Origin of the sequence: Mesorhizobium sp. M0968, assembly GCF_040319065.1 — a bacterium.
Taxonomy (GTDB): Bacteria; Pseudomonadota; Alphaproteobacteria; order Rhizobiales; family Rhizobiaceae; genus Mesorhizobium.
The window spans coordinates 51,161-77,043 of record NZ_JAMYNL010000024.1 but is presented as its reverse complement, the minus strand read 5'-3'; the positions used below and the strand labels follow the sequence as shown (position 1 = coordinate 77,043).

The following is a 25,883-nucleotide window of genomic DNA, read 5'->3' as shown; positions in this document are numbered from 1 at the left end:
CCGCGATGCGGCGCACCGACGAGCAGATGGCCGAGATCAGCCAGGCCTGCCGCGAGATGGGCGAGGCGACCAACCTGCAGGAGCGGACGCGCGCCGACACGCGGTTTCATCTCGCCATCCTGCGCGCCTCGGGCAACGATCTGCTGGTGCCGCTCGGCGTGCTGATCGAATCGGCATTCGATCATCTGTTCGCTTATACCACGCGGGAACTCGACGATTTGCAGCATGCGCAGAGGCTGCATGAGGCAATCGAGAAGAGCATCCGCCTGCAGCGGCCGGACGCGGCGCGCAATGCGGTGCGCAAGCTGCTGGCCAATACCGACAGCGTCATCAAGTCCAGGTAGCCGCCGCCACACATTCAAACAGTCGGATTGTGTCGGTGCGGCCGCCGATGGTGCGCGCTTGACCAATATTTGCCGGCGAGGTTTCGGCACGAATGGTTCCCGTCAATCGATACGAAATGGGTCTGTTTGACGAACCGGCTGCCGATTAGCTTCCAGATGCGCAAGTCGCTTGGGTCGACCTTAACAACAAGCATAGGGGAAATCGGCATGAGCATGAAAAATGGGCTATCGAAAATTGGCTTCCACGTCAGCCGGGTTGTCGCCATTTCGGCGGTGGCCTTGCTGCCGGTCTTCGGCGCAGCGGCCATGGCGCAGGACAAGGATACCTCGATCTACTTTGTCGGCTGTGCCGCACCGACGGGCTTTCATGGCTATCTGGCACGCGGCGCCGAGGAGGCCGGCAAAAACCTCGGCGTGAAGGTCACCTATATTTTCCCGGATCAGCTTACCATTCCAAACCAGGTGCAGAAGATCGAGGAGGCGATCGCCGCCCAGGCCAACGGCATCGCCATCTGCGCCTTCGCCGAGGATTCGTCCTATGCCGATGTCGCCGCGCGCGCCAAGGAAGCCGGCATTGCCTTCGGCAGCGCCGCCGCGCCGCCGTCCGGCTCGCAAGTGCGCGATCCCAACGATTTCTTCCTGTTCCGCACCGGATCTGATGAAGCGGCGGCGGGCAGGTTGACGGCGCAGCGACTGGTCTCGATGGGCGTCAAGGGCCGCGTCGTGGTCGCCAATCAACAGCCGGGCGACGCGAGCTGCCAGCTCAGGGCGACGTCGCAGATCGATGAGCTCAAGAAGGCCGGCATCGAGGCCGACTTCCTCGAACTGACCATGGATCCGGGCCAGCAGGCGGAAGCGCTGTCAAATTACCTGCGCGTGCACCCCGATACGGCCGCAGCCACGAGCACATGCGACGTGATCGATGGTTTCCTCTCCGCCAAGGCAGACAGCGGCCGGGACGACCTGGTGCTCACCGGCTACGACATCGTCGCGCAATCGCTCGATGCGATAAAGGATGGCCGGCAGGCGTTCACCATCGACCAGCAGCAGTTCTGGCGCGGCTACATGCCTGTGCTGCTCCTGACCCACTACCTGAAATACGGCCTGATCGAAGGTAATTACTTCCTGACCGGTCCGACGGTCGTCGACAAGGACAATGTGGAGCGCGTCTCGGCATTGGTGAAGGAGGGCTATCGCTGATGCACGCCGCCCAAAAGTCCATCAGTGGTTTTTGGACGACAGCAAAAACCTAGCACGCGTCCAGGACGGGCGGCCAAGCCGCCCGTTCGCCATCTTCGTGGCCACTCTTGTATCGGGGTGACGGCATGAACGAACAGCCCGGGCCGTATGCGGCCAACAAGCCTTCCTCCCGTGTGGTCGCCGGCGAGGCGCTGAGACGGCTGATGCTGCGGCCGGAGGCGACGTCGATCGCGGCCGTCGTCATCCTGTTCCTGGTCTTCACCGCGCTCAGCCCGCAGCTTTTCCCCACCAGGCTGTCCTACATCAGCATCATGGCCGTCGCGGCCGAACTCGGTATCGTCAGCGTCGGCGTCACGCTGCTGATGATCGGCGGTCACTTCGACTTGTCGGTAGGCGCGGTGCTCGGACTCACCTCGTTCGTCTGCGTGGTGCTGATGCGCGACTTCGGCCTGCCACCGATCGTCGCCGCGCCGGTCGCGGTGGCCGTCGGAGCCGCGCTTGGCTGGGCCAACGGCATGATCGTGGTCAGGTTCCGCATCCATTCCTTCGTCGTGACGCTCGGCACCATGCTGATCTGGCGCGGCATACTGATCGCGCTGACCGGCGGCTTTCCGATGACGGTCGCCATTCCGCCTGGATTCAAGGCCATAATGGCGGGTCCGCTGCTTGCCGGCTTTCGTATGTCGATGCTGTGGTTCCTGGCAATCGGGCTGGCAGGCACCTTCCTGCTGGCGCGCACCAGGTTCGGCAACTGGATCCAGGCACGTGGCCAGAACGAACAGGCGGCGCGCAATCTCGGCGTACCGGTGGACCGCGTCACCGTCGTCCTGTTCATGATCACATCCGCGCTGGCAGCCATCGCCGGCGTCATCCAGGTTGCCCGCTTTTCCTCCGTCGACGCATTGCGCGGCGAGGGCATCGAACTGCAGGCGGTAGCCGTTACCGTTATCGGCGGGACGCTGCTGGCCGGCGGCTACGGCAGCGTCATCGGCACCATTCTCGGAGCCGTCACCTTCGGCATGATCCAGGTCGGCCTGGTGCTGGCAGGCGCTCCCGGCCATTTCTTCCGCACGCTCACCGGCGTCATTGTCGTCGGCGCGGTCATCCTCAATACCTCGGTGGCGCGCCGCATCGCCAAATCCAGGCCGTTGGGCGGCTTCAAGCGCGACAGCAGTGCTGCCGACGCGGCGATTGCCGGCAACGCCGCAACGGCGGCGAAGGAGAAGACGCGATGAGCGAGCCGTCTGGCCTGGATGCCCAGCGCGGGGCCCGGCTGCCGGCCGGCAGCGGCTCCGACGACCTGACCCTTCGCCGCCCTTCGGTCGAGCCGGTCGCTGCCGGCGCGGTGCCGGTGATCGAGGCTGTCAACCTGTCGAAAGGGTTCGGCGCCACCACCGCGCTGGTCGACGTGTCGCTAAGCGCCTATGCCGGACGCATCCTGGCGCTGCTCGGCGACAACGGCGCCGGCAAATCGACCTTGATCAAGATCCTGTCCGGCGTCTTCCCGCCGGACAGGGGAGAATTGCGCTTCAACGGCGAGAAGGTGGCTTTCGCCAACCCCGCTCAGGCGCGCGAACGCGGCATTGCCACGGTGTTCCAGGACCTTGCCGTCTGCGAATTGCTGTCGGTCACACGCAATGTCGTGCTCGGCCGCGAACCGCTGAAAGGTTTCGGGCCGTTCAAATGGCTCGACATGAAACGCGCCGACGACATGGCGCGCTCGGCGCTGCATCAGCTCGGGGTGCGCTGGGAACGCGGTCTCGACGAACGCGGCGTCAACATTTCCGGCGGCGAACGCCAGTCCCTGGCAATCGCAAGAGCCATGTTCTTCGGATCGTCGCTGCTTGTGCTGGATGAGCCTACGTCGGCTCTGGCCGTGCGTCAGGCAGGCCGGGTGCTCGAGCACATTCTCAGGGCACGCGAGCAGGGCCAGGCGGTCATCCTGATCACCCACAATTTCCGTCACGCGCTCTCGGTGGCCGACGATCTGGTGGTTCTGGCGCAGGGGCGCGTGGCGGGCCGGTTCCGGCGTGACGAGATCGAGCTCGACGAATTGACCGACCTCGTTGCCCGTGTCGGGTGAGATGACAATGCAGCAGTTCAGGAGCAGGAAATGACCGTAAAGACCGCAAGGAAGCGTGTCGTCATCCACGAGGACGACGTCGGCATGAGCCATGGCGCAAATGTCGCGTTTTTCGAACTGTCGAAGTTCGGCACATGCAGTTCCGGTTCGGTGATGGCGCCATGCCCGTGGTTCCCGGAAGCCGCTCAGATCGCCGTCGCCAATCCCGATTTCGACCTCGGCGTGCACTTGACGCTGACCAGCGAGCAGAAGCCGTATCGCTGGCGTCCGCTGACCAACCCGCCCAAATCGGCTGCGATGACTGACGAGTTCGGCTATTTCTGGCCGACCGTACCGCAGGCGCGCAAAGCCCATCCCGATGCGGTGGAAGCGGAACTGCGTGCGCAGATCGAATGCGCCATCGCTGCCGGCATCGACATCACCCATCTCGACGCTCACATGGGCACGGCGCAGATGCCGGAATTCATCGCCATCTATCGCAAGCTCGGCCGGGAATACCGGCTGCCGGCGCTGCTGGTGAAGGACCTGTCGGGCTACAACCCGGCGAGCTATGCCGGTGAGCTGGACATTGCCCGCTACGATGCCGAAATCGTAAAGGCGCAAGCGGCAGGCGAACCGGTGTTCGACATCGTTCTGGAAACGCCTTGGGCGCGCAAGACGGATGCGCAGACGGCCTACCACGCGATGTTTGCCAGAATCCCGGAGGGGTTGAGTTTCCTGTCGCTGCATTTCAACACGGTAGGCGATTTCGAGGCGATCAATCCTCCGGATGCCCATCTGCGGACCGAGGAATACGCGTTGTTCAAGACGGCGCGCGTCAAGGCGTGGATCAGCGAGTTCGACATCGAAGTGATCGGCATGCGCGGCATGCGTGATGAACTGCGCGCCGCCAAGATCTGAAAGCCGACGATCTTATGAGGCCAGATGCCGCCGGGTCAGCCCGATCAGCAGCGCCTGGTCGCGGGCGGCGTGTTCGGGCGGGTTGACGACGGCATCGCCATTGACGATCGCCGCCCAGAAGCCACGCATCTCCTCGACGAAGGCTTCGGCGTAACCGGCCCGCAAATCTTTCTTCGACAGCGTGTGACCGTCCGAGGTCGTCATCGTCAGCCGGGTCGGATGATGATTGAGCCAGGGCGAGGGGAATTCGAGCTCGAGGCTGGCATCGTCGAAGAACAGCGTGATCCGCTCCTTGTAGTCGGCGAGCTTGGGCACGGTGAGATGCGTCATGGTCCACAGTGCCTGCCCGTCCAGCAGCCTGACGGCGCCGTGGCCGCCGTCGCCATTGGCAAAGATCTGCGCGCCGACGACCTCGCCGTCCGGCACGCCGAGCGCATCGAGCAGGCCATGGACGGCATTGACATCGTGAATCAAGGCCGAGCTGTAAGCGCCGGTAAATCCACGGAAAGCGAGATCGGTCAGATGCACGCCGACGGCCTCTTCGACCTGGCGCTTCTGCTTTGCGGCGACAGTGGCGACCATGTCTTGTGGGATATCGGTACCGCGCCTGTAGGGCTGATGGGCAATGAACGGCCAGGCGTCGGGATCGTTTACCTCCACCGAGACCGCGCGCAGCGTGCTCGATGTTCCAGGCAGCGAAGCGAGCGCCAGCCGGTAGCTCGGGTCGAAGCGCTTCATATAGCCGACCTGAACGATTTTCCTGGCGGCGTCGCGCGCGGCGACGATCCCGGCGATTTCCGCCAGCGAATAGCAGAGTGGTTTTTCGCAAAAGACATGCAGGCCGCGCGCCAGCGCCGCCAGCACCTGTTCGTGATGTAGCGGGTCCGGCGAGCCGATCACCACCGCGTCGAGGCGCTGGTCGAAGAGCTGGTCGATCGTTTCGAAATTGGCAATGCCATGGGTGTCGGTGACGAACTGCCGCGAAATCCTCGAGGGATCGGCGACCCCGACCAGCTCGAACAATTCACCGAGGCGCAGCAGATTGGGGATATGCTCGACCTGCGAGATCATGCCGGCGCCGACGACCCCGACGCGTATCCTGCTCATTGGATCATTCCCCGCAATGTCCGATTGTCAGCTCAAGGCGCCGCAGGCGGCCGGTTGCCGATCTGGGCGAGCAGGCCGGCAATCTCCGCCTCGACCGCCTTCAGGTCCTCGCCGCCCGACATGATCGAGATGACCTCGTCGCGCGAAATCTCGGACTTGGCATAGGTGCCGCGATTGCGGCCGCGGTTGAGCAGCGTGAAGGTGTCGCCGACCGGATAGGCATGGTGGATGTTGTGGCTGATGAAGATCACGGCCAGGCCCCGCATGCGTGCTTCGATGATGAACTTCAGCACCATCGCCGCCTGGTGGACGCCGAGCGCGGAAGTCGGCTCGTCGAGGATCAGCACGCGCGCGCCAAAATGCACGGCGCGGGCGATCGCCACCGACTGGCGCTCGCCGCCCGACAGCGTGCCGACGGCCTGCGTCGGATCGCGCACGTCAATGCCGATATCGGCCATCGCCTGCCTGGCAATGGTGTTGGCGCGCTCCTTGTCGATGCGCGAGAAGGGCAGGCTGCTTTTGGTCGGCTCGCGGCCGAGGAAGAAGTTACGGGTGATCGACATCAGCGAGATCATGCCGAGGTCCTGGAACACCGTTGCCACGCCGAGCTCCTGCGCGTCGCGCGGGCTGCGGAAGGTGACCGGCTTGCCGTCGACCAGGATTTCGCCCTTGCTCGGCCGATAGACGCCGGACAGGACCTTGATCAGCGTCGACTTGCCGGCGCCGTTGTCGCCGAGCAGGCAGTGGACCTCGCCCGGATAGACCTTGATGTCGATGTCCTGGAGGGCGCGCACCGAGCCGAAATTGACGCTGACGCCGCGCAGTTCCATTGCCGGTTCGGTCATTTGGGCCGGTTCGGTCATTTGGGCCCTCTCGGTCATTTGCCACCTCCGCGGCCGAGCGCCTTCAGCCTGATGTAGTTGTTGACCAGCACGGCCATCAGGATGACGATGCCGAGGAAGACCTTGAACCAGTCGGTGTCGATGCCGGTGTAGAAGATGCCCATCTGCACCAGCCCGAAGATCAGCGCGCCGAACAGCACGCCATAGACGGTGCCGTAGCCGCCGGTGAGGAGCACGCCGCCGATGACGGCGGCGATGATCGCCTCGAATTCCTTGAGCAGGCCGCGCGTGGTGTCGGCGGAGCCCGCCTCCATCACCTGGATGGTGGCAAGCAGCGTCGCCGCGCAGGCGGTGTAGACGAACAGGCTGATTTTGACGCGATCGACCGGCACGCCGACGTTGCGGGCTGCGATCAGATCGCCGCCGGTGGCGAAGATCCAGTTGCCGTATTTCGTCTGGGTGAGCACGTAGCCGGCCAGCGCCGTCAGGCCGAGCCACCAGACGATCGACATCGGAATGCCGGCGACGAAGGGAATGCCGTCGCTGCGGGTGGCGATCCAGCCTTGCGCGCCCATCCAGTGGAACAGGCCGGTGAGCAGATGGCCGTTGAAAATGCCGGCCGTCGCCGGATCCGGTGCGCCTTCGAGTATGTAGGGGATCTGGGTGCGGCCGGTGACGGCGCGGGTGATGCCGATCGACAATCCGCGCAGGATATAGAGCGTGGCGAGCGTGACGATGAAGGAGGGCAGGCGCGTCTTCACCACGATCAGGCCGTTGAGATAGCCGGTGAGGATGGCAACGGCGAAGGCACAGGCGATGCCACCCCATAGCGGCAGGCCCCAGTACTTCACCGTCAGCCCGATGACGACACCGGCAAAGCCGACCATGGAGCCGACCGAAAGGTCGAACTCGCCGGCGATGATGAGGAGTGCTGCCGCGGTGGCGACGATGCCGAGCTCCGCCGACAGCGTCAGGAATGTCATCGATCCCTGCAGCGAATAGAGGTTTGCCGCGCCCGGCAGCAGCGCAAAGATGATGATCGTCGCAAGCAATCCGCCGGCAGCACCGGCTTCCGGCCGGCGCAGCCACTGGGTCAGCTTGCCGGTGCTGGCCAGCCGTTCGTCGGCGCCGGCAGCCCGCTTCGACGTCATGCCGAAGCGGTCGGTCGCCTTCAGTTCGCCCGGAGATATAGCCTTGTCTTCCACGACCGCCATTAGGCTCTCCAATCGCTCAATTCGCAATCTTCGAACGGATCGGGAGTGCGCTTGGCATTCTCCCGTTCCGTCGAAGCGCTTGCCTAGCGGATGCCCTCTTTGGCGAGCGCCAGGATCGCCTTGGCTTTTTCCGGCGAGTCGATGAACAGCGGTCCGGTATAGGCGTTGTTCTGCGGCCAAAAGCCGTGCGTCGCTTGCTCGACCAGATAGATCACCGGCAGATAGCCCATCAGATATTGCTGGGCGTCCATGCCGAAGCCCATTTCGCCGGCCACGACAGAATCGAGGACCTCCGGGCTGATGTCGAATGTGTAGAGCTCGAGCTTGCCGAACAGTTCCTTGTCGCGGAACATCGGGATCAGCGGGTTGGCGGCGGTGGCGCCAAGCGCAAAGACGGCCTGCGTGTCGGGATGCGCCGACAGATAGGCCTCGGTGCGGCGCTGGATGTCGGCCGGATCCGGCGCCACTGCCAGAACCTCGGTGCCGCCGCCGGAGGGCTTCAGCCCGTCATTGAGGCCCTGGCAGCGCTGGTCGAGGCTGACATTGCCGACCTCGTGGTTGATGCAGACGACCTTGAGCGTGCCTTCCTTGGCCAGCCGCTCGCCGGCCTTCTTGCCGGAATCATATTCGGAAACGGTGCCGACATAGAGCGTCGTGCCGAGCTCGGCGCCTTCCTTTTCACCGGAATCCAGAACCACCATCGGAATATTGGCGGCAAGCCCGGATTTGACCGATTTGCCGAGCGCATTGGCGTCGGCGATGGAGACGGCGATACCATCCGGCTTGGTGGCGATGGCGGCGTCGAGAAGCCGGGCCTGCTCGACCACGTCGAAGACCTGCGGCGCGTAATATTCGACCTTGGCGCCGGTAAGGGCGGCCGCGTCATCGACGCCGCGCTTGACCACCGACCAATACGGATCGGACGCCGACCCATGCACTACGAAGGTGATGCGGACGTCCTTCGGATCCTTCAGGCCCGCGGCATGCGCGATACCCGTCATCAGGCCCGCCGAAACGAAGGCGCCCAATGCCACTTTCAGAAGAGTTTTCATCCTATTCTCCCATTTGTCGTTGCAGTTCCAATCCCTCTGGCGCCGTTTTCCGGCCACGACGATCGGCTCACGTTGCGGATCGGGTGGCCGCTTTGCGGGCCTTTGCCGACGCCGATCGCTGTTCGCCCGCGTTGTTGCCGCGGGCTGTTGTTGATGATCGCCCGGCCGAGAGCGCTGCGCGAAGCTCCTCGCGCAACGGCTTCATGCCGATGACGTCGATCGGCTGTGCGGCGAGCCAGTCGCGAAAGCCCTGGTCTCGGAACAGCTCGTACTCTTCGGTGCGAATATAGGCGGAGCGCGGCTCGATCAGTTCGAGTTCACCGGGCGCGTTGCAATGCAGGCAAAAGAAGGTCAGGCCCTCGCGCACACCCTCGATGAGCGCCTTGTAAGCCGGCTCGATCGGCCTGGAACGCGGCCGGCCCCAGGTCGTCTGGATGGCGGCGTCGAAAATGGCAAAGCCGCCAGCGCGGGCCAGCGCCACGCCGCGCTGGAACGCCTCCTCGGTGACGCCGACCAGATTGTCGTTGGGGGAATAGGCGGACAGCGTCTTGGTCAGCAGCACGGGCAGTTGATATTCGAGCCCGAGCTTGATGTAGATGTTGCAGAATTCCGGCGACAATGCCGCTCCCATATGCGCGTCGAGATGGGTGACGTCGATGCCGGCGCGATAGGCGGTGTCGATCTGGGCGCGAAGCTCGGCCTCGACCGCCTGCGGCACCGCCTTGCGGCGCGTGGTCGCCACATCCGGCCACAAGAAGCCGAACTCGTCGGTCAAGCCGGCCGCCCGCGACGGCGCGGTCAACGGCCGCCATTTGTAGTGCTGCTTCTCGCTGTTCAGCGTAAGGTGGACGCCGAGGTCGAGGCCAGGGTTGGCGGCGGCGCTTTCGGCCATTTCGAGGAACCACGGGCACGGCACCATCACCGCGCCGGAACTGCAGACACCCAGCCCGCTCAATTCGAGGAAGGCGCTGTTGGCGCCGTGGCACATGCCGACATCGTCCTCGTGGAGTACGATCCGTTTGCTGGAGCCGGCGGCGTTCACGAACGGCCGCCTTTCCGCCGGCACGCCGGTTTCCAGGGTCTTCCAAAGTGTGTCCCGTATTTCATGGAACCAACCGTTTGCCCAACTGGCCGGAATGGAACGCCGAAACCTGCCTTTCCGACAGGGCCACTTTGGCGAATTCGGATGGGTACGATTTGCCTGCCGGCTGAGACACTTAGCTGCCGATTTCCCCAATCACGGTTCAAAACCAGTCATAGGAACCGTCTTCCGGGCGCAGATGGCTTGGTCGAATAGCGGCGGAGTGGTTCTTTCAAACCGTGCCGACAAGCCTACAGCTGTCCACACCATCAAGCGACCACATTATCAAGTGACCCACATTATCAAGTGACTGGAGGCCTGTCATGTACACCGCCGGCGAAGAGGAAATCGAAGCCATTGCCAGGGTGATCCGCTCGGGCGCGCTGTTTCGTTACGGCAAGGACAGCGAATGCGACCGCTTTGAGGCCCGCTATGCGCAGCATCTTGGCGTCGAGCATTTCGCGCTGGCCGCCAGCGGCACCTATGGGCTCGCCGCCGGCCTGATCGGCCTCGGCATCGGCCCGGGGGACGAAGTGCTGGTGCCGGCGCACACCTATATGGCGACAGCGACCGCGGTGCTGTCGGTCGGGGCCATTCCCGTCATCGTCGACATCGACGAGAGCCTGACCATCGATCCCATCGCCCTGCGCGATGCCATCGGGCCGCGCACCAGGGCGGTCATCCCGGTGCATATGTGGGGCGCGGCCTGCAACATGAATGCGATCATGGACATTGCTGCCAAGCGCGGCTTGCTGGTGCTGGAGGATGTCTGCCAAGGCATCGGCGGCGGCTATGAGGGCCGCAAGCTCGGCTCGATCGGCCATGCCGGCGCCTATTCCTTCAACTACTTCAAGAACATGACCTCGGGCGAGGGCGGCGGTATCGCCACCAGCGACCCGAAAGTGGCGGAGCGGGCGCGCTGCGCCATCGACCCTTGCCATTTCTACTGGCAGGGCAGAAGCGACAGCATCAAACCCTTCGCCGGCATCGGCGCGCGTGCTTCCGAACTGATGGGGGCGATGCTCAACGTCCAACTCGACCGGCTGGACGGCATCATCGAGGCGATGCGGGTCGAGAAGAAGACGGTGCTGGCCGGTACCCGCCACCTTAGCAATCTTGGGCTGACGCCGTCGCCGATGAACAGCGCGGACGACGATTGTGCCGCACAGGTGATGTACCTGCTGCCGAGCGAGCAGGCGGCGCAGACTTTTTCGAAGACCATTCCGAGCGTCGTTGCCGGCAAGACCGGCCGTCACAATTTCACCCAGTGGGACCAGGTGCTGATGCATGAAGGCGCGCATCATCCGGCGCTCAATCCTTACGCACTGCCCGAGAACCAGGGCCTGCGGCTGGATTATTCCGACGACCTCGGCAAGCGCTCTCTCGACATCCTCAACCGCACCGTGATGGTCGCCATGAACCCGGCGCACAGCGATACCGACATTCAGGACATGATCCACAACATCGACGCGGCGGCGCGGGTGGCGCTGGAGAATGCTTCGCTCGATGATATCGAATTGCGCAAGGCGGCACCGGTTGATCTGCGGAAGTTCGACAGTGTGAACTAGACCAGATCCGGCGCGGTTTGCTACCCTGCGGTCGAGTTCCTTGCCCGGTGGCCGGCCGAGGATTCCGGCCGGCATAACCGGCCGCCAAAAAATCCGCAGGCCCGTGTCGGATAGGCCGGGCTCCGCTCGTCCTAGGGGGCATCGATCACCAACACGGAGGATTAACGATATGCCCGGCACCGTACGGCTGCACCGCGTTCTGACAACCAGCTCGGAGAAAGTCTACCGCGCGTTCCTTGAAGCGGATGCACTTGCGAAATGGCTTCCGCCGAACGGCTTCACCTGCACGGTTCATCACTTCGAGGCGAAAGTCGGCGGTGCGTTCAAAATGTCCTTCCGCAACTTCACCACCGGCGACAGCCACTCGTTCGGCGGCGAATATGTCGAGCTCGTGCCCAATGAGCGACTGCGTTACACCGACCGGTTCGACGACCCCAACCTGGCCGGCGAGATCGAGGTGACCGTGACATTGAAGAAAGTGTCGGTCGGCACCGAAGTGAATATCACGCAGGCAGGTATCCCAGACGCCATCCCGGTTGAGGCCTGCTATCTCGGCTGGCAGGAGTCGCTGCGAAATCTGGCGAAGCTCGTTGAACCCGAGATCAACCAGTAAGGTAAAGCGCTGCGCTGGCGGGTTGGCGTCGCTAACCGGAAACCCAGGGATGACGCCGGTCTTCCCACCCAACATGCGCCGGGGCCGGAAAGGCGGGATCGGCGAAGCAGCCGACCGCGACGGCGATCCATTCAGGCTTTCGCTCGGGCTCCCAGAAGACGCTCGAGCCGCAGCCCGGGCAGAAATGGAAAGTGACATGGTGGCCGCTCCGAGCTGATCGCCTGTAGGTACTGGCGTCGCCTTCGGCTTCTACCTTGTCGCGCGCAAAGAAGGCGGCGACGCCGTATGTGCTGCCGGTCCGTTTCTGGCAGTCGAGGCAGTGGCACTGTGCGACCAGCTGCGGCTCTCCGTTACAGGAGATCCTCAGTTGCCCGCAGGCACAGGATGCGGTTCTCATGGCAATCCTCATGGTTCAGATGAATGCGTTGCCCGCCAATACCGGCGGTGGGCATGCTTCTGGTTTTCGGGGAGGTTCGGCCTTGGGAAGCGCGCTTTGCGCGAACGCCGAAAACAAGGACCGACGCCCCATATTCCTAATCACTGCGGGCGACCGACTCAACCCCGCGGTGAACGAGATGGAGAGCCTGGCTCTAGCTTCTATCCAATCTTAGGAACGCGGCGCGCAACGCCAGAACGGCGCGCAGGATCTGACGTTCGTCCATCGCCGCATAGCCGAGCAGCAGGCCGTGCTCGGGCTCAGTGGAATGATAGTTGATGGAGATGCCCTGAACGTCGAGCCCCTCCTTGAGGGCGGCGGCGACCACGTCGCTGTCCTTATAGGGCCTGACGAAGCTCGCCAGCAGCTGCATGCCGGAATCGTTTTCCGTGACGATCAGCCATTCGGCCAGATGCTCCTGGCACAGCTTGACGAAGTTCGCCTGCCGGCGCGCGTAGAGCCGGCGCATGCGCTTGAGGTGCGTGGCGAAATAGCCCTGCATGATGAAGTCGTTGACCGTTGCCTGCAGGATCAGCGGCGCGAACTGGCCGGTGATGCTCACCGCCCGGTCGAACGGAACCGACAATTCGCGCGGCACGATCAGATAACCGATGCGCAGCGCCGGAATCAGCGTCTTGCCGAAGCTGCCGATATAGACGACGCGGTCGGCATGGTCGAGCCCGCGCAGCGCCGGCACCGGCCGGCCGCGGAACCGGTATTCGCCGTCATAGTCATCCTCGACGATCCAGGCGCCGTTGCGTTCGGCGATGTCGAGCAGTTGCAGCCGCTCCTCGATGCGCATGATGGTGCCGAACGGCCATTGGCAGGATGGCGTCACATAGATCAGCCGCGGCGGCGGCAGCTCCGGATCGGCAAGATGCCAGCCGCGCCGGTCGACCTTCAACGGTGCCAGCCTGGCACCGCTGGCGAGAAAGGCGCTTTTGGCGCCGAGATAGCCGGGCTCCTCCATCCAGACATGGTCGCCTTCGTCCATCAGCACGCGCGAGACCAGATCGAGCGCTGCCTGCGCACCGGTGACGATGATCACCTGGTCGGCGGTGCAGCTGATGCCGCGCGACAGGCCGATGGTCGAGGCAATGGCCTGACGCAGGCCGGGGTGGCCGGCAAAGGAGAGATAACCAAGCAGGCTCTCGTCGCGGCTGCGTGCATTGCGCACCAGAAGGCTTGACCAGATGGTGAACGGAAACGACGCCGTTTCAGGCACGCCCGGATGGAAATTGATGACGCCGGCATTGCGCGGCGGTTGCGGGCCGTTGACGATGGTCTGACCGCGCCGCGACAGTTTTTGCGGCGCTGCCAGTCCGGCGCGCAGGGATGCCAAGGGGCGGTTCTGCTGGATCGGCGCTACCCAGGTGCCCGATCCGGCACGCGCCTCGATAAAACCTTCGGCAAGGAGCTGGTCATAGGCGGCGATGACCGTGTTGCGCCCGACCTTCAGATCTTCGGCCAGCGAGCGCGTCGACGGCAGCAGCGTGTTCTGCGGGATCTGGCCGTCAAGGATGAAGCGTCGCAAGGCGCCGTAGATCTGACGATGCATCGGTTCTTCCGAAGCGCGGTCGACCGACATGATGTCGAGGGAAAGGCGCATGTGGTCGGCCACGGCACTATCCCCCGACGAACCGGGCGGCGCGGGCGATCTTTTCCTCGTTGAGCCGACAGACGGTGTCGAGCACCAGTCGCCTGGTTTCGGGGCGGATCTCGCGGCTGTTCTTCAGCGCGCGATGCACGGTGGCGGCGCCAAGTTCCGCCTTCTCGGCAATCTCCCGGATGGTGCAAAGCCGTTCCATGCCAAGCGCAGCTTCGAAAGCCATGTCGCTCCTCCTCGGTTGCATCAAGGCACGGCTTCCGGTCGGCCTCAAGCTTGAAAGTCGGGGTTTGCAATCCAGAGCCGGGATTCTGCGATCCGCGCCGCACAGGGAGCAAGGCGGCGCGGATCGCCGGGCGCTTTCGCGTCGCTAACCCCATCGAGGCGCGCGCCCATTGTGTTCCCCCGGCTCGCAAGTGCAGGCCGGTCAGTTTGCCTGCCGCGTCGCCACTTCGAAGCCGGCCTCGCGGGCGGTGGCGAGCAGCGAGAAATAGCCCTTGCTGGCATAGGTCAGCGGATGCGCCTTGGCCGGATCCTGCTCGGCCTCGACAACGAGCCAGCCTTCATAGCCGCGCGCGGCGAGGGGTTTCAGCAATGACAGGAAATCGACCGAGCCGTCGCCGGGCACGGTAAAAATGCCGTCCATTACCGCCGCCATGAAGCTCATGTCCTCGCGGCGTGCCCGTTCCAGCACCGCCCTGCGAACGTCCTTGCAATGGAAATGCACGATACGGTCGAGATGCCGTTGCAGCAGCGATTGCGGGTCGCCGCCCGAAAACAGGCAGTGGCCGGTATCGAACAAAAGGCCGACGCTTCGGCCCGTCGCCGCCATCAGCCTGTCGACTTCATCGTCCGTCTCGACGATGGTGCCCATGTGGTGGTGGAAGGCCATGCCGACCCGGAATGCGGCCATACGGTCGGCGAGGGCGGTCAGTTTCTCGCCATAGGACGGCCAGTCCCTGTCGGCGAGGCGCGGACGCTCGGAGATCGGTGCGAAAATGCCGTCATGGCGACCGCGCGAGGTGTCGGCGTAGACGACGATCCTGGCGCCAAGGTCGCGCAACAGCTGAAGATGTGGGGTGATCGCCGCGAATTCCTCGTCGACCGTGCGGTCGAGAATGCGGCCATCATACCAGCCGGAGACGAGTTCCAGGCCATAGGAAGACAGGAGCGGCCCAAGCACTTCAGCCTGGCGCGGAAATTTGCCGCCGAGTTCGGTGCCGCGGTAGCCGGCCAGCGCCGTTTCCGACAGGCAGGTGTCCAAGGACGTATCCCCGCCAAGCGCCGGAACGTCGTCATTGCTCCAGGTGATGGGATTGATGCCGATCTTGACCGTCATGACGCCAGGCTTTTGCGGGCTTGGGAATACAAGCCGAGCCTGCAGACTGGCGACAAAGAGGCCCTGTCACTAGGTCCAGTTCAGCCGAATCTGGCAGAACCAGTCGATGGTAACCCATTCTAGTCTTCTTTTGGGCGGCCAAAAAGGGCGCGCAGTTCGTCCTTTGCGTCCTCCAGCACTTTCTTCTGCGCCGCCGGCAGGTTCTTGCCGGCGCGGTTGATGTAGAAATTCAGCATCGACATGGCGGATTGAAACGGCCCTGCCTTGCGCCGGTCGCTGTGCTCGGCCGAGCGCTTCAACGAGGCGGCGATCTTCTTGGGATCGTGGGATTCGAAGATGTGTTCCTCGAGGTCCAGCGCGTCGCTATGCCCGGTGACGTCGGCGGACCATTTCCGTTGCGCGGTCATGGCAAACTCCTTCACTAGGTCGTTGCCGGGAAAACGCCTTATGGCGCACCCCTGTTCCACTTCGGCCCGAATCCCTGGAGCCACGGATTTGCCTGTCGTGGCGCTGCTCGGCGATGCGAATGCGCCGATAGTGGTCAGAACCGCCGATTCAAGAACTGCGGACAGGAAACGCTCTTGACCCCAATCGTCTCAAGCCAGGCAGGAAGTTCCGGCATCGACAGTGCCTATGCCTGGATACGGCTGGGCATCTCGATGCTGCTGGCAACGATCGGCGGGGTCGGCATGTGGGCGGTGGTCGTGGTGCTGCCTGCCGTGCAGGTAGAATTCGGCGTCGATCGCGCCGCTGCCTCGATGCCCTACACCGCGACCATGGTCGGCTTTGCCGCCGGTAATGTGCTGTTCGGCCGCGCCATCGACCGCATGGGGTATTGGATCCCGGCGCTGATTGCCGCGATTACACTTGGCGCCGGCTTCCTGCTGGCGTCGCTGACCAGTTCGATCCTGCAGTTCACCCTCGTCCAGGGCCTGTTGATCGGCGTTGGCTCGTCGGCGATCTTCGGGCCGTTGATCGCCGACATCTCGCACTGGTTCAACCGGCGCCGCGGCGTCGCGGTGACGGCTGCGGCATCCGGCAACTATCTCGCCGGAGCGATCTGGCCGACGGCGATGCCCTATGTTATGCAGGCGCAAGGCTGGCGCTTCACCTATGCCGCGATCGGCGTCGTCTGCCTGGTCACCATGGTGCCCTTGATCCTGCTGCTCCGGCGCGGCGCACCGCCCCAGGCGGCTCCGGGATCGCCGGGGAGCCGCGTGGTGCAGCCGATCTCACTGTCGCCGGCGGCCTTGCAGGCGCTGCTCATCGTCGCCGGGCTCGGCTGCTGCGTGGCGATGTCGATGCCGCAAGTCCATATCGTCGCCTATTGCATGGATCTCGGCTACGGCGTGGCGCATGGCGCCGATATGCTGTCGATCATGCTGGCGGCGGGCGTCGTCAGCCGGCTAGGCTCGGGTTTCCTTGCCGATCGCATCGGCGGCGTGAAAACCCTGCTGATCGGTTCGGTGCTGCAATGCCTGTCGCTGTTGTTCTATATCCCGTTCGACGGGCTTGCCTCGCTCTATGTCGTCTCGCTGGTCTTCGGCCTGTCGCAGGGCGGCATCGTGCCCTGTTATGCGATCATCGTGCGCGAATATATGCCAGCCAAGGAGGCTGGCCAGCGCGTCGGCATCGTCATGATGGCGACCATCTTCGGCATGGCCATCGGCGGCTGGATGTCGGGCTGGATCTACGATCTGACCGGCTCCTATGCCGCCGCGTTCCTCAACGGCATTGCCTGGAACCTTCTGAATATTTTGGCCATGGTGCTGCTGCTGTGGAAGGCCCGGCGCAGCGCTGCTGTGGCGGCCTGAAGCACAGCGTACGGATACAGTCTCTCCGGCTGTCGCTTGACAATAGCCGAAGGCTGCGCGACGCCAGACAAGGTGTGGCAACGGGCCAGGTTGGCAAGGCAGCAGTGGCAAAGACCCTGAACATCGTCTCACGGTCGCGTCTGGGCGGTTGCCCGGCCTCGGGACCAGTATGGTGATCAAGCCGCGCACGCGCCGCGGCGGCGGCCGCCCGACCATCGCCGATGTCGCCCGCAAGGCCGGCGTCGGCGCCATTACCGTATCGCGCGCCCTGCGCGAGCCGGGGCGTGTCTCGGAAGATCTGCGCCGCCAGATCGAGTCGGCCGTGAACGAGCTCGGCTATGTGCCCGACCCGAATGCGCGGGCGCTGGCTTCGGCGCGCGCCGAGGTCTTTGGCGTTCTGGTGCCGTCGCTTACCAACAACGTCTTTGCCGAAGTGGTGCGCGGCATCTACGACAGCCTGTCGGACGGCCCTTTCCGGATCCAGCTTGGCAACACCCACTATTCCGGCCTCGAGGAAGAGCGGCTGCTGCAGGTGTTTGGCCCGCAACGCCCGGCGGCGCTGATCGTGGCCGGCATCGACCAGACGCCGGCCTCGCGAAAACTGCTGGAAACGGCAGGCTGTCCGGTGGTGCAGGTGATGGAGACCGGGCCCGATCCGGTCGACATGATGGTCGGTTTCTCACATTTCGAGGGCGGCAAGGCGGCTGCGGAACATCTGATCGAGGCAGGCTATCGCCGGATCGGCTTTATCGGTGCGCGCATGGATCCGCGTTCGCAGCGGCGGCTTGCCGGCTATCGCGCGGCGATGGAGGCGGCCGGCCTGTTCGATGCGCGGCTTACCACCACCACGCCGGTGCCCTCCAGCGTCACCCTCGGCCGCGAATTGTTCCGCGACGCGCTGGCCAAGATGCCGAGCCTCGACGGCGTGTTCTGCAACAATGACGATATCGCCCTCGGGGTGCTGTTCGAATGCCATCGCGCTTCGATCGCCGTGCCGAAGACGATCGGCATCGTCGGCTTCAACGATCTCGACATGATGGAGGTGGCCTTTCCGTCGGTCACCAGCGTTCGGACCTACCGCTACGAGATCGGCCGGCGGGCGGTCGCCATGGCGCTTGCGGCTATCGAAGGCAACAGGCCAGAGCAGCGGGTCGTCGACCTTGGCTTCGAACTCAAGCGACGTGAGAGCACGGCGCGCTGAAGCGAGCCTCGACGCAATGGCGCTTTACACTACGTCATGGTAGCGCTACCAGTTGTCGCCGGGCGGTACTTCGCTCAGAAGATGGGGGCTGTTTATTATACATAAGCGACAGCTCATGCTTGTTTATTATGTATAATATGATAGTTTTTGTGGGACTAGCCGGACAGCAAAGGAGGGGATCGGGTCGGCATTCGGCCACCTGAACGCGCGACGGGTACGGCGGGAGGTGCCGGGCCGGAAACGCGCAAATTCATCGGCGTAACAACAAACAAACTGCAACTGGGAGGAATATCGATGATCAAGTCACTCGTTGGCGGTATCGTTGCCGCCACTGCTTTCGTCATGCTGAGCTCGTCGGCGATCGCCGATCCTGAAATCGTCAAGGGGCCATCGGCCGAGCCTGACTGCTTCGCGCCCTGGTCGGCCGATACGCAGTTCTTCAAGTTCCCCAAGAAAGATGGCCCGTACCGCATCGCTCTGGCCAACGGCTATATCGCCAACACATGGCGCATCCAGATGGTGCAGACGGCGAAGGCCTATGCAGCGCAGCCGGCGGTCGCGGCCAAGCTCAAGGAATTCAAAGTGGTCTCGACCGGCGAGGACGTGCCGGCCCAGATTTCGGCAATCAATAATTTCATCGATTCCGGCTATGACGCGATTGTCGTCAACGCCCAGAACCCGACCGCGTTCGGCCCGGTCATCAAGCGGGCCAAGGAAGCCGGTGTGGTGCTGGTCGCTTTCGACAACATCCTCGACACCAAGGATGCCATCAACGTCAATGTCGACCAGAAGGGCCTTGGCGAATTGTGGGCCAACTGGCTGGTCAAGCACGTGCCGAACGGCGGCAAGGTGCTGGAAGTGCGCGGCGTCGCCGGCACGTCCGTCGACACCGATCGCCACAACGGCATCCACGAGGTTCTCGACGCTTCCGGCAAGAAATGGGACGTCACCGAGGTCGTCGGCAAGTGGGATGACGGCGTTGCGCAAAAGGCTACGGCCGATGCCATTGCCACCAACGGCCCCTTCGACGGCATTACCGGACAGGGCGGCGATACCGGCATCGTGCAGGCGATGATCGATGCCAAGCATCCGTTCGTGCCGTTCGGCGGCGAGACGGAGAACGGCTTCCGCAAATTCTGCGCCAAGTTCGCCGCTGACGGCCTGAAATGCTCGTCGGCCGGTACCGGCCCGGCGCAGGTCGCGGTTGCCATCAAGACGGCGATTGCAGCACTTGAAGGCCAGGTCGTGCCGCAAGCGGTCAAGCTGCCGCTGGCGATCGTCGAGGATCCGAACTTCAAGGCAGGCCAGGACTACTTCCCCGACCAATCCGACAATTTCTTCGTCGGCAATTCCTTCCCGACCTGCGGCATCAATTTCACGGCGCAGGAAATCATGGGCCAGAGCAAGGAAAACCAGTAAACTCCGACAGCCCGACGCCGCGGGAGATCCCGCGGCGTCGGCGCTCGACATCCTGATTGCCAAGCGCCTGGGGAGGGCCGATGGACGGTGCGGTTCCGCTCTTCCGCATGGAAGGCATATCCAAGCGCTATGGCGGCGTGCGGGCGCTGGAGAAGGCCGAACTGTCGGTCACTCCAGGCAGCATCCACGCCATTCTCGGCGAGAACGGCGCCGGCAAATCGACGCTGATCAAGGTCATGGCGGGGGTTGTTGCGCCCGACGAGGGCCGCATGATGCTGGACGGAAGCGAAGTTACCTTCGCTTCGCCGGCCGCCGCCAACCAGGCCGGCATCGTCTGCATCTTCCAGGAGCTGTCGCTCGTCCCCGAACTCAGCGTTGCCGACAACATCGTCATTTCCGATCCGCCGAAGCGTTTCGGCATGATCGACCGCAAGGCGCAGCGCCGCATCGCCGAAGAAGCCCTTGCTCGCGCCGGCGCCTCCGATATCCATCCGCTGGCGCTGGTCAAGGATCTTCCTCTTTCAAGAAGGCAGATGGTCGAGATCGCCAAGGCACTGGCGCGCAAGCCACGCATCCTGATCCTGGACGAGGCGACCTCGGCGCTGACCGCGGCTGACGTCGCCAGGGTTTTTGCCGTGTTGAAGCGGCTGCGTTCGGAAGGGCTGGCGCTGCTCTATATATCGCACCGCATGAACGAGATCGCCGAGCTGGCCGACCAGTGCACGGTGTTCCGCAATGGCCGCAATGTCGCGAGCTACGCGGCCGGTACAAAAAGCGACAACGAGGTCGTCGAGCTGATGATCGGGCGCGAATACAGCCACATCTTTCCGCCCAAGCCCGCGCGGGCGGCTGCCGCAGCCACGCCGGTTCTCGAGGCGCGCAGCCTGTCCTGGACGGATCGGCTGCACGATGTCTCGCTATCGGTCGGGGCGGGCGAGGTGGTCGGGCTTGGCGGCCTCGACGGCCAGGGCCAGCGCGAATTGCTGCTCGCCTTCTTCGGTGTGCTGCGTGGCCTGTCGGGCCAGATCCTGATCGACGGCAGGCCGGTGGCGATCGCCAGCCCGGCCGCGGCGCGCGATGACCGGATCGGCATGGCGCTGATCCCGGAGGACCGCAAGACCGAGGGGCTGATGCTGCCGATGACGGTGCGCGAAAACCTCTCATTCGCTGCCCTCGACCGGCTGTCCAGGGCCGGCATCATCGATCGCGCCGCCGAGCAGCGGCTGATCGACGATATGGTGGGTCTCCTGGCGATCAAGACCGCCGGCCTCGACATTCCGGTCGGCGCGCTATCCGGTGGCAACCAGCAGAAGGTCGTCATCGCCAAATGGCTGATGCGGCAGCCGCGCATCATCCTGCTCAACGATCCGACGCGCGGCATCGATGTCGGCACCAAGCAGGAGCTTTACCAGTTGATGCGCAAGCTTGCCGACCAGGGTGCGGCGATCCTCTTCTATTCGACCGACTATGACGAGCTGATCGGCTGCTGCGACCGCGTGCTGGTGCTCTATGACGGCGCGGTCAAGCGCGAACTGGTCGGCGCCGAAATCACCGAGCGGGCGCTGATCGCCAGCGCGCTCAACATTCACGAAGAGATGCCAAAGCAAGGAGCGGACGCGTGAAGGATTGGCGCTACTGGCTTGCCGAACAGCGCGGAACGCTACTGGCGTTCGGCATCTTCGTCGTCATGTTCGTCATCTACACCTCGAACCATCCGGCGGGCTTCACCGCCAACGTCGTGCAGACGGCCTCGAACAAGGGCGTGCTGCTCGCCTTCGTCGCCATGGCGCAAACGCTGGTGGTGATCACCGCCGGCATCGATCTCTCGGTCGGGATGATCTTCACCCTGACCAACTGCCTGGCGTCGTGGCTGGTCGTCGGCACCGGCATCGAGACCGCCGTCGGCGTCATCGCCGTGCTCGGCACCGGGCTGCTGTGCGGGGCAATCAACGGCGCCATCGTCATCTATGGACGCCTGCAGCCGATCGTCGCCACTATCGCCACCGGTGCGGTCTATTTCGGCATTGCGCTGCTGCTTCGGCCGTTTCCGGGCGGCTCGGTCAATGAGGGGCTCGCCGATGCGCTGACCGGGCGCCTGTTTGGTATTGTGCCGGCGAGCCTGGTGGCGCTGCTGGCGGTCGTGCTTGTCGTCTGGGTGCCGTTCAGCCGGTCGGTACTCGGCCGCGCCGCCTATGCGGCCGGCTCCTCGGAGATGGCGGCCTACATGTCCGGCGTGCCGATCCGGCGTGGAAAGTTCGCCGCCTATGCGCTTGCCGGTCTGCTTGCCGCGATCGGCGGGCTGTTCCTGACGTTCTTCACCTATACCGGTGATGCGGCCTATGCCAGCGGCAACGCCTATACGCTGTTTTCGATTGCCGCGGTCGTGCTTGGCGGCGTGTCGCTGTTCGGCGGCAAGGGCAGCGCCATCGGCGCGATCTTCGGCGCGCTTGCCTTCCGCACCATCGGCGACCTGCTGTTCGTCTTCGATTTCGATCCGCTCTGGCAGCCCCTGTTCCAGGGCGTCATTCTGCTGATCGCGGTCAGCCTCGGCGCCTTCGCCCTGTTTCGGGTCCGCAACCGGCTGGAGTGGTTCCTGTGAGCGAAACGACTGTGAGTGGTCTCGCCGGCCGCATGCCGAAATTCCTCCGCCGCGCCGACCCGGCGGTGCTGACGGCGTTCGCCTGTATCGTGCTGCTGCTGTTCCTCGGCAGCCTCTATTCGCGCAGCTTCCTGTCGCCTGAATACCTTTTGCAGCAGCTCAAGGTGGCGTCGTTTCTCGGCGTCATCGCGACCGGCATGATGCTGGTCATCCTGCTCGGCCAGATCGACCTGTCGGTGCCCTGGTCGGTGGCGGCCGGCGCGATGATGGCCTGTGCCGCGGCCGCATACGGCCCGGTCGGCGTGGCGCTTGCCATTCCGTTCGGCATCTTCTGCGGTGTTCTGATCGGCATCGTCAACGGCATCGGCGTCGCCTATCTGCGCATTCCCTCGATGATCATCACGCTTGCCACCAACGCCGTCGCGCAGGGGCTGATGGTGGTCTACACGGGCGGTTTCTCGCCGCAGGATTCGGCGACCGGTGCGATGCGCTATCTGGCGACCGGCTTTGCCGTTCCTGCCGTGCCCAACGCCGTCCTCATCTGGGCGCTGATCGGCGCCGCAATGGTGTTCGTGCTGACCCGCACCGGCTTCGGCCGCACCGTCTACGGCATCGGCAATCGCGAGCGCGCAGCCTATCTTTCCGGCATCGATACAAGGCGCGTAGTGATGATCGCCTTTGCGGTTTCGGGCGGGCTCTCCGCCTTCGGCGGCGTGCTGTTGGCCGGCTATGCCTCCAAGGCGGCACAGTCGATGGGCGATGCCTATCTGCTGCCGTCGATCGCCGCGGTGGTGCTCGGCGGCACCTCGATCCTCGGTGGGCGCGGCTCCTATCTCGGCACAGTCGCCGGGGTAATCCTGATCACGCTTCTGCAGTCCATTCTCTCTGTCATGCAGATGCCGGAGGCGGGACGGCAGATCATCTACGGCGTCGTCATCGTCGCCATGCTGCTGCTCTATGGCCGCGCGCCGGCAAGCCGCTGACCTGCATGACCGGTAAAGACGTGGCATATAAGCCGGCGAGCACTGTTCGAACGGTACCCGCCATCGTGGTGATGGGCGTTGCCGGTTGCGGCAAGTCGGTTGTCGGCGAAGCGCTTGCAGCGGCATTGGGCGCCGTCTTTATCGAAGGCGACAGGCTGCATCCGCCCGAAAACGTCGCACGCATGGCGAGCGGCCAGCCGCTCACCGACGCGCGGCGCGAAGGCTGGCTCGACGCGATCGGCCAGCGAATGGCCGCGTCGGTCGCAAGCGGGCAAGGTGTGGTCGCCGCCTGCTCAGCGCTGAAACGCAGCTATCGTGATCGCCTGCGCGGCTTTTGCGCGGATATCGTTTTCGTTTACCTGGAGATCGACCCGGCAACAGCAAAACAGCGCGTCGGCAATCGCAAGGGTCATTTCATGCCGGCAAGCCTGGTCGACAGCCAGTTCGCCACGCTTGAGGCGCCAGCGGCGGACGAGGCGGCAATGACCCTGGATGGCACGCGTCCGGTCGCCGACACTGTCGCGACCGCCTTGAGCCTGCTCGCGCGCTAGATTTGCGACGTCAGTTCGACTGGGAAATCGTCATTGTCGGCGTCGCGCATGGCCGCGAGACTGCGGTTGTCCAGCACCTCGGCGATCGCCTGCCGGACCTCCAGCATCATGTGCCGAACCTGGCAGGTCGCCTCGTCGCAATCCTCGCAGCGCTGGTATTGTGTGCGGCTGGCGCAGGGGATCGGCGCCAGCGGCCCGTCGAGGACACGCACGACATGGCCGATCTTGATCTCGGAAGCCGGCCGGGCAAGGCGGTAACCGCCTTCCTTGCCCTTGCGGCTCTGGACGAAGCCGGCGTTACGCAACTCGCCCAGGATGGCATCCAGGAATTTCTTGGGGATGTTATTGGCGACCGCAATGTCGTTGACGAATGCGAGCTGGCCGACCGGCAGGCCCGACAGATGCACGAGGGCCTTGAGGCCGTATTTGCCTTTTTTGGTAAGCATGCCCCGAGTCAACCCATGAAGCCCCAACCACCTGCGTCTGGCGGCTGTTTGTGTGCAAATCATGACGGCTTGATCACGCGAAGCCGTTCGCGAAAACAAGCCGTCCGTTCTCACGGTAGGCACAAACGCGTTGATTCTTTGTAACGTTTTGGACGGAATGCGCCCGGAAAGTGCCAGAAATCACCTTTCGCGGCGCGAAAGCAAAGAAGCCGGCAAAGCCGGCTTCTGTCAAAGTTGGAAGATCGCCTCAGCGGCTGCCATAAGTCTGGTCGAGCAGGCCGCCCGCTGCAAAGTGCTCGGCCTGGACCTTGGCCCAGCCGCCGAAGACCTCCTCCACCGTCAGCAGGCGGACATCGGGAAACTCAGCCTTATATTTGGCGGCGACCGCCGCGTCCCGGGCCCGCAGGCCGTTGCGGGCGGCGATGTCCTGGCCCTCCGGCGTATAGAGGAAGTCGAGATAGGTCTTGGCGAGATCGCGCGTGCCATGCTCGTCTGCAACCGTGTCGACGATCGCCACCGGAAATTCCGCCAACAGGCTGACCGAAGGCGTTACCTGCTCGAACTTGTCCTCGCCATACTCCTTGCGGACGCCGCGCGTTTCCGACTCGAAGGTGATGAGTACGTCGCCGATTTCGCGCTGCACGAAAGTGGTGGTCGCGGCGCGCCCGCCGCTGTCGAACACCGGCACGTTGTTGAACAGCTTTGTCACGAACTCCTTCACCTTGGCATCGTCGCCCTTGAAGGCTTCCTTGGCGTAGGCGGTGGCCGCGAGATAGGTGTAGCGCGCATTGCCCGATGTTTTCGGATTGGGGAAGATCACCTGGACGTCGTCGCGCACGAGATCGTTCCAATCCTTGATGTGCTTCGGATTGCCGGCGCGCACCAGGAAGGAGGGCAGCGAATAGAAAGGCGAGGCGTTGTCCGGAAAGTCCTTCTGCCAGTCGGCGGAGATGAGGCCCTTCTTGACCAGGAAGTCGATGTCGATGACCTGGTTGAACGTGACCACGTCGGCGCCGAGGCCTTCGGCGATGGCGCGTGCTTGTGCCGAGGTTCCGGCATGCGACTGATCGATGGTGACGCCGGGGTGGCCGGCGACGAACGCCTTGTTGACCTGCGCAAACAGTTCGCGCCCGACATCATAGGAAGCATTGAGCAATTTGTCAGCCGACCAGGCTTGGGAGGATGCGAGGAAGAGGCCGGCCAACGTGGCGATGCCAAGCAAAAATCGCTTCATGAAAACAGGCTCCAATGCCATGAGCTTAATGCCGGACCATAGCGGCAAGGCATCGTGCGCGACGAGGCACGCAGAGCGGCCGCTCCACGTTGTCGATAGAAGAAATATTCCCGCTGTGGGCGATTTCTGGTTTTTTCTTTCAAGCAGAGTCTCAGGACAGCTTGGCAGCGGCGCCGATGCCGTCGGCGTGCACGATGGTTCCCGGCCGGCCAACGCGGTGCAAGGCGATTGCGTCGCCGCCCTGTCTGGCA

Annotated in this window: 26 protein-coding genes; 14 read left to right on the top strand and 12 right to left on the bottom strand. The window is 63.9% G+C overall.

Translation table 11 applies throughout. The annotated features are described in order from the left end of the window. The 5 genes from NKH67_RS27850 to NKH67_RS27830 form a co-directional block, all read left to right on the top strand. The coding region (locus NKH67_RS27850; RefSeq protein ID WP_352614286.1) for a FadR/GntR family transcriptional regulator at positions 1 to 344 on the top strand (344 nt) is incomplete at its 5' end. Between the two features lie 207 nt (positions 345 to 551). Continuing rightward, entirely contained in the window at positions 552 to 1,544 is a 993-nt protein-coding gene (locus NKH67_RS27845) for a substrate-binding domain-containing protein (protein WP_352503158.1), read from the top strand. A gap of 125 nt (positions 1,545 to 1,669) precedes the next feature. Then, a complete protein-coding gene (locus tag NKH67_RS27840; protein ID WP_352503159.1) occupies positions 1,670 to 2,779 on the top strand; it encodes an ABC transporter permease in 1,110 nt (369 codons plus the stop codon). Continuing rightward, positions 2,776 to 3,627, top strand: a complete 852-nt coding sequence (locus NKH67_RS27835) for an ATP-binding cassette domain-containing protein (RefSeq protein WP_352503160.1) — start codon at positions 2,776 to 2,778, stop codon at positions 3,625 to 3,627. Before NKH67_RS27840 ends, NKH67_RS27835 begins: the two co-directional genes overlap by 4 nt. Before the next feature lie 30 nt (positions 3,628 to 3,657). After that, a complete protein-coding gene (locus NKH67_RS27830; protein WP_352503161.1) occupies positions 3,658 to 4,527 on the top strand; it encodes a polysaccharide deacetylase family protein in 870 nt (289 codons plus the stop codon). Between the two features lie 12 nt (positions 4,528 to 4,539). Here NKH67_RS27830 and NKH67_RS27825 read toward each other — a convergent pair whose 3' ends face one another. The 5 genes from NKH67_RS27825 to NKH67_RS27805 form a co-directional block, all read right to left on the bottom strand. Beyond that, positions 4,540 to 5,634: a Gfo/Idh/MocA family protein gene (locus NKH67_RS27825; protein ID WP_352503162.1), complete on the bottom strand. Its 1,095-nt coding sequence runs from the start codon at positions 5,632 to 5,634 to the stop codon at positions 4,540 to 4,542. Between the two features lie 32 nt (positions 5,635 to 5,666). Then, on the bottom strand, positions 5,667 to 6,479 hold the full coding sequence (locus tag NKH67_RS27820) for an ATP-binding cassette domain-containing protein (protein WP_023675815.1): 813 nt from the start codon (positions 6,477 to 6,479) through the stop codon (positions 5,667 to 5,669). Positions 6,480 to 6,511: 32 nt separating this feature from the next. After that, positions 6,512 to 7,627 (bottom strand): ABC transporter permease, encoded by a 1,116-nt coding sequence (locus tag NKH67_RS27815; RefSeq protein ID WP_352456268.1) that lies wholly within the window; start codon positions 7,625 to 7,627, stop codon positions 6,512 to 6,514. A 146-nt stretch (positions 7,628 to 7,773) separates the two neighbouring features. Beyond that, a complete protein-coding gene (locus NKH67_RS27810) occupies positions 7,774 to 8,742 on the bottom strand; it encodes a rhizopine catabolism ABC transporter substrate-binding protein (protein ID WP_352503163.1) in 969 nt (322 codons plus the stop codon). Between the two features lie 67 nt (positions 8,743 to 8,809). Continuing rightward, positions 8,810 to 9,784, bottom strand: a complete 975-nt coding sequence (locus NKH67_RS27805; protein WP_352503164.1) for a polysaccharide deacetylase family protein — start codon at positions 9,782 to 9,784, stop codon at positions 8,810 to 8,812. 362 nt (positions 9,785 to 10,146) lie between these two features. On the opposite strand from NKH67_RS27805, the gene NKH67_RS27800 reads away from it, so the two are divergent. Together NKH67_RS27800 and NKH67_RS27795 are read left to right on the top strand one after the other, a co-directional pair. Beyond that, on the top strand, positions 10,147 to 11,391 hold the full coding sequence (locus tag NKH67_RS27800; RefSeq protein WP_352503165.1) for a DegT/DnrJ/EryC1/StrS family aminotransferase: 1,245 nt from the start codon (positions 10,147 to 10,149) through the stop codon (positions 11,389 to 11,391). A 169-nt stretch (positions 11,392 to 11,560) separates the two neighbouring features. Next, positions 11,561 to 12,004, top strand: coding sequence for an SRPBCC family protein (locus NKH67_RS27795; RefSeq protein ID WP_352465254.1), 444 nt, complete (start codon positions 11,561 to 11,563; stop codon positions 12,002 to 12,004). 31 nt (positions 12,005 to 12,035) lie between these two features. Here NKH67_RS27795 and NKH67_RS27790 read toward each other — a convergent pair whose 3' ends face one another. From NKH67_RS27790 to NKH67_RS27770, 5 genes are all read right to left on the bottom strand, one after another. After that, a complete protein-coding gene (locus tag NKH67_RS27790) occupies positions 12,036 to 12,401 on the bottom strand; it encodes a GFA family protein (protein ID WP_352465253.1) in 366 nt (121 codons plus the stop codon). Positions 12,402 to 12,594: 193 nt separating this feature from the next. After that, on the bottom strand, positions 12,595 to 14,061 hold the full coding sequence (gene mocR / locus NKH67_RS27785; RefSeq protein WP_352465252.1) for a rhizopine catabolism transcriptional regulator MocR: 1,467 nt from the start codon (positions 14,059 to 14,061) through the stop codon (positions 12,595 to 12,597). Positions 14,062 to 14,065: 4 nt separating this feature from the next. Beyond that, complete coding sequence (locus tag NKH67_RS27780) at positions 14,066 to 14,272, bottom strand: LacI family DNA-binding transcriptional regulator (protein ID WP_352453276.1); 207 nt, start codon at positions 14,270 to 14,272, stop codon at positions 14,066 to 14,068. A 201-nt stretch (positions 14,273 to 14,473) separates the two neighbouring features. Then, positions 14,474 to 15,385 carry a myo-inosose-2 dehydratase gene (iolE, locus tag NKH67_RS27775; protein ID WP_352503166.1) on the bottom strand — a complete coding sequence of 304 codons (912 nt, stop codon included), beginning with the start codon at positions 15,383 to 15,385 and terminating at the stop codon, positions 14,474 to 14,476. Between the two features lie 119 nt (positions 15,386 to 15,504). Continuing rightward, positions 15,505 to 15,792: a DUF3175 domain-containing protein gene (locus tag NKH67_RS27770; protein ID WP_352473504.1), complete on the bottom strand. Its 288-nt coding sequence runs from the start codon at positions 15,790 to 15,792 to the stop codon at positions 15,505 to 15,507. Between the two features lie 174 nt (positions 15,793 to 15,966). On the opposite strand from NKH67_RS27770, the gene NKH67_RS27765 reads away from it, so the two are divergent. From NKH67_RS27765 to NKH67_RS27735, 7 genes are all read left to right on the top strand, one after another. Beyond that, the gene (locus tag NKH67_RS27765) at positions 15,967 to 17,199 is read left to right on the top strand and encodes an MFS transporter (RefSeq protein ID WP_352503167.1); all 1,233 of its coding nucleotides are present in this window, start codon (positions 15,967 to 15,969) and stop codon (positions 17,197 to 17,199) included. 169 nt (positions 17,200 to 17,368) lie between these two features. Beyond that, positions 17,369 to 18,400 carry an HTH-type transcriptional regulator GntR gene (gntR, locus tag NKH67_RS27760; protein WP_352503168.1) on the top strand — a complete coding sequence of 344 codons (1,032 nt, stop codon included), beginning with the start codon at positions 17,369 to 17,371 and terminating at the stop codon, positions 18,398 to 18,400. A 294-nt stretch (positions 18,401 to 18,694) separates the two neighbouring features. Beyond that, positions 18,695 to 19,819 (top strand): sugar ABC transporter substrate-binding protein, encoded by a 1,125-nt coding sequence (locus NKH67_RS27755; protein ID WP_352453282.1) that lies wholly within the window; start codon positions 18,695 to 18,697, stop codon positions 19,817 to 19,819. Between the two features lie 80 nt (positions 19,820 to 19,899). Beyond that, positions 19,900 to 21,441 (top strand): sugar ABC transporter ATP-binding protein, encoded by a 1,542-nt coding sequence (locus NKH67_RS27750; protein WP_352456244.1) that lies wholly within the window; start codon positions 19,900 to 19,902, stop codon positions 21,439 to 21,441. Beyond that, positions 21,438 to 22,418 (top strand): ABC transporter permease, encoded by a 981-nt coding sequence (locus NKH67_RS27745; RefSeq protein WP_352465245.1) that lies wholly within the window; start codon positions 21,438 to 21,440, stop codon positions 22,416 to 22,418. The genes NKH67_RS27750 and NKH67_RS27745 overlap by 4 nt, the downstream gene beginning before the upstream one ends. Further along, on the top strand, positions 22,415 to 23,401 hold the full coding sequence (locus tag NKH67_RS27740; RefSeq protein WP_352465244.1) for an ABC transporter permease: 987 nt from the start codon (positions 22,415 to 22,417) through the stop codon (positions 23,399 to 23,401). The genes NKH67_RS27745 and NKH67_RS27740 overlap by 4 nt, the downstream gene beginning before the upstream one ends. Positions 23,402 to 23,406: 5 nt before the next feature. Beyond that, the gene (locus NKH67_RS27735) at positions 23,407 to 23,952 is read left to right on the top strand and encodes a gluconokinase (protein WP_352503169.1); all 546 of its coding nucleotides are present in this window, start codon (positions 23,407 to 23,409) and stop codon (positions 23,950 to 23,952) included. Here NKH67_RS27735 and NKH67_RS27730 read toward each other — a convergent pair. Then, positions 23,949 to 24,398 carry an RrF2 family transcriptional regulator gene (locus tag NKH67_RS27730; protein WP_006202816.1) on the bottom strand — a complete coding sequence of 150 codons (450 nt, stop codon included), beginning with the start codon at positions 24,396 to 24,398 and terminating at the stop codon, positions 23,949 to 23,951. The genes NKH67_RS27735 and NKH67_RS27730 overlap by 4 nt on opposite strands. 247 nt (positions 24,399 to 24,645) lie before the next feature. Continuing rightward, on the bottom strand, positions 24,646 to 25,632 hold the full coding sequence (locus NKH67_RS27725) for a sulfate ABC transporter substrate-binding protein (protein ID WP_352473511.1): 987 nt from the start codon (positions 25,630 to 25,632) through the stop codon (positions 24,646 to 24,648). Between the last annotated feature and the right edge of the window lie 251 nt (positions 25,633 to 25,883).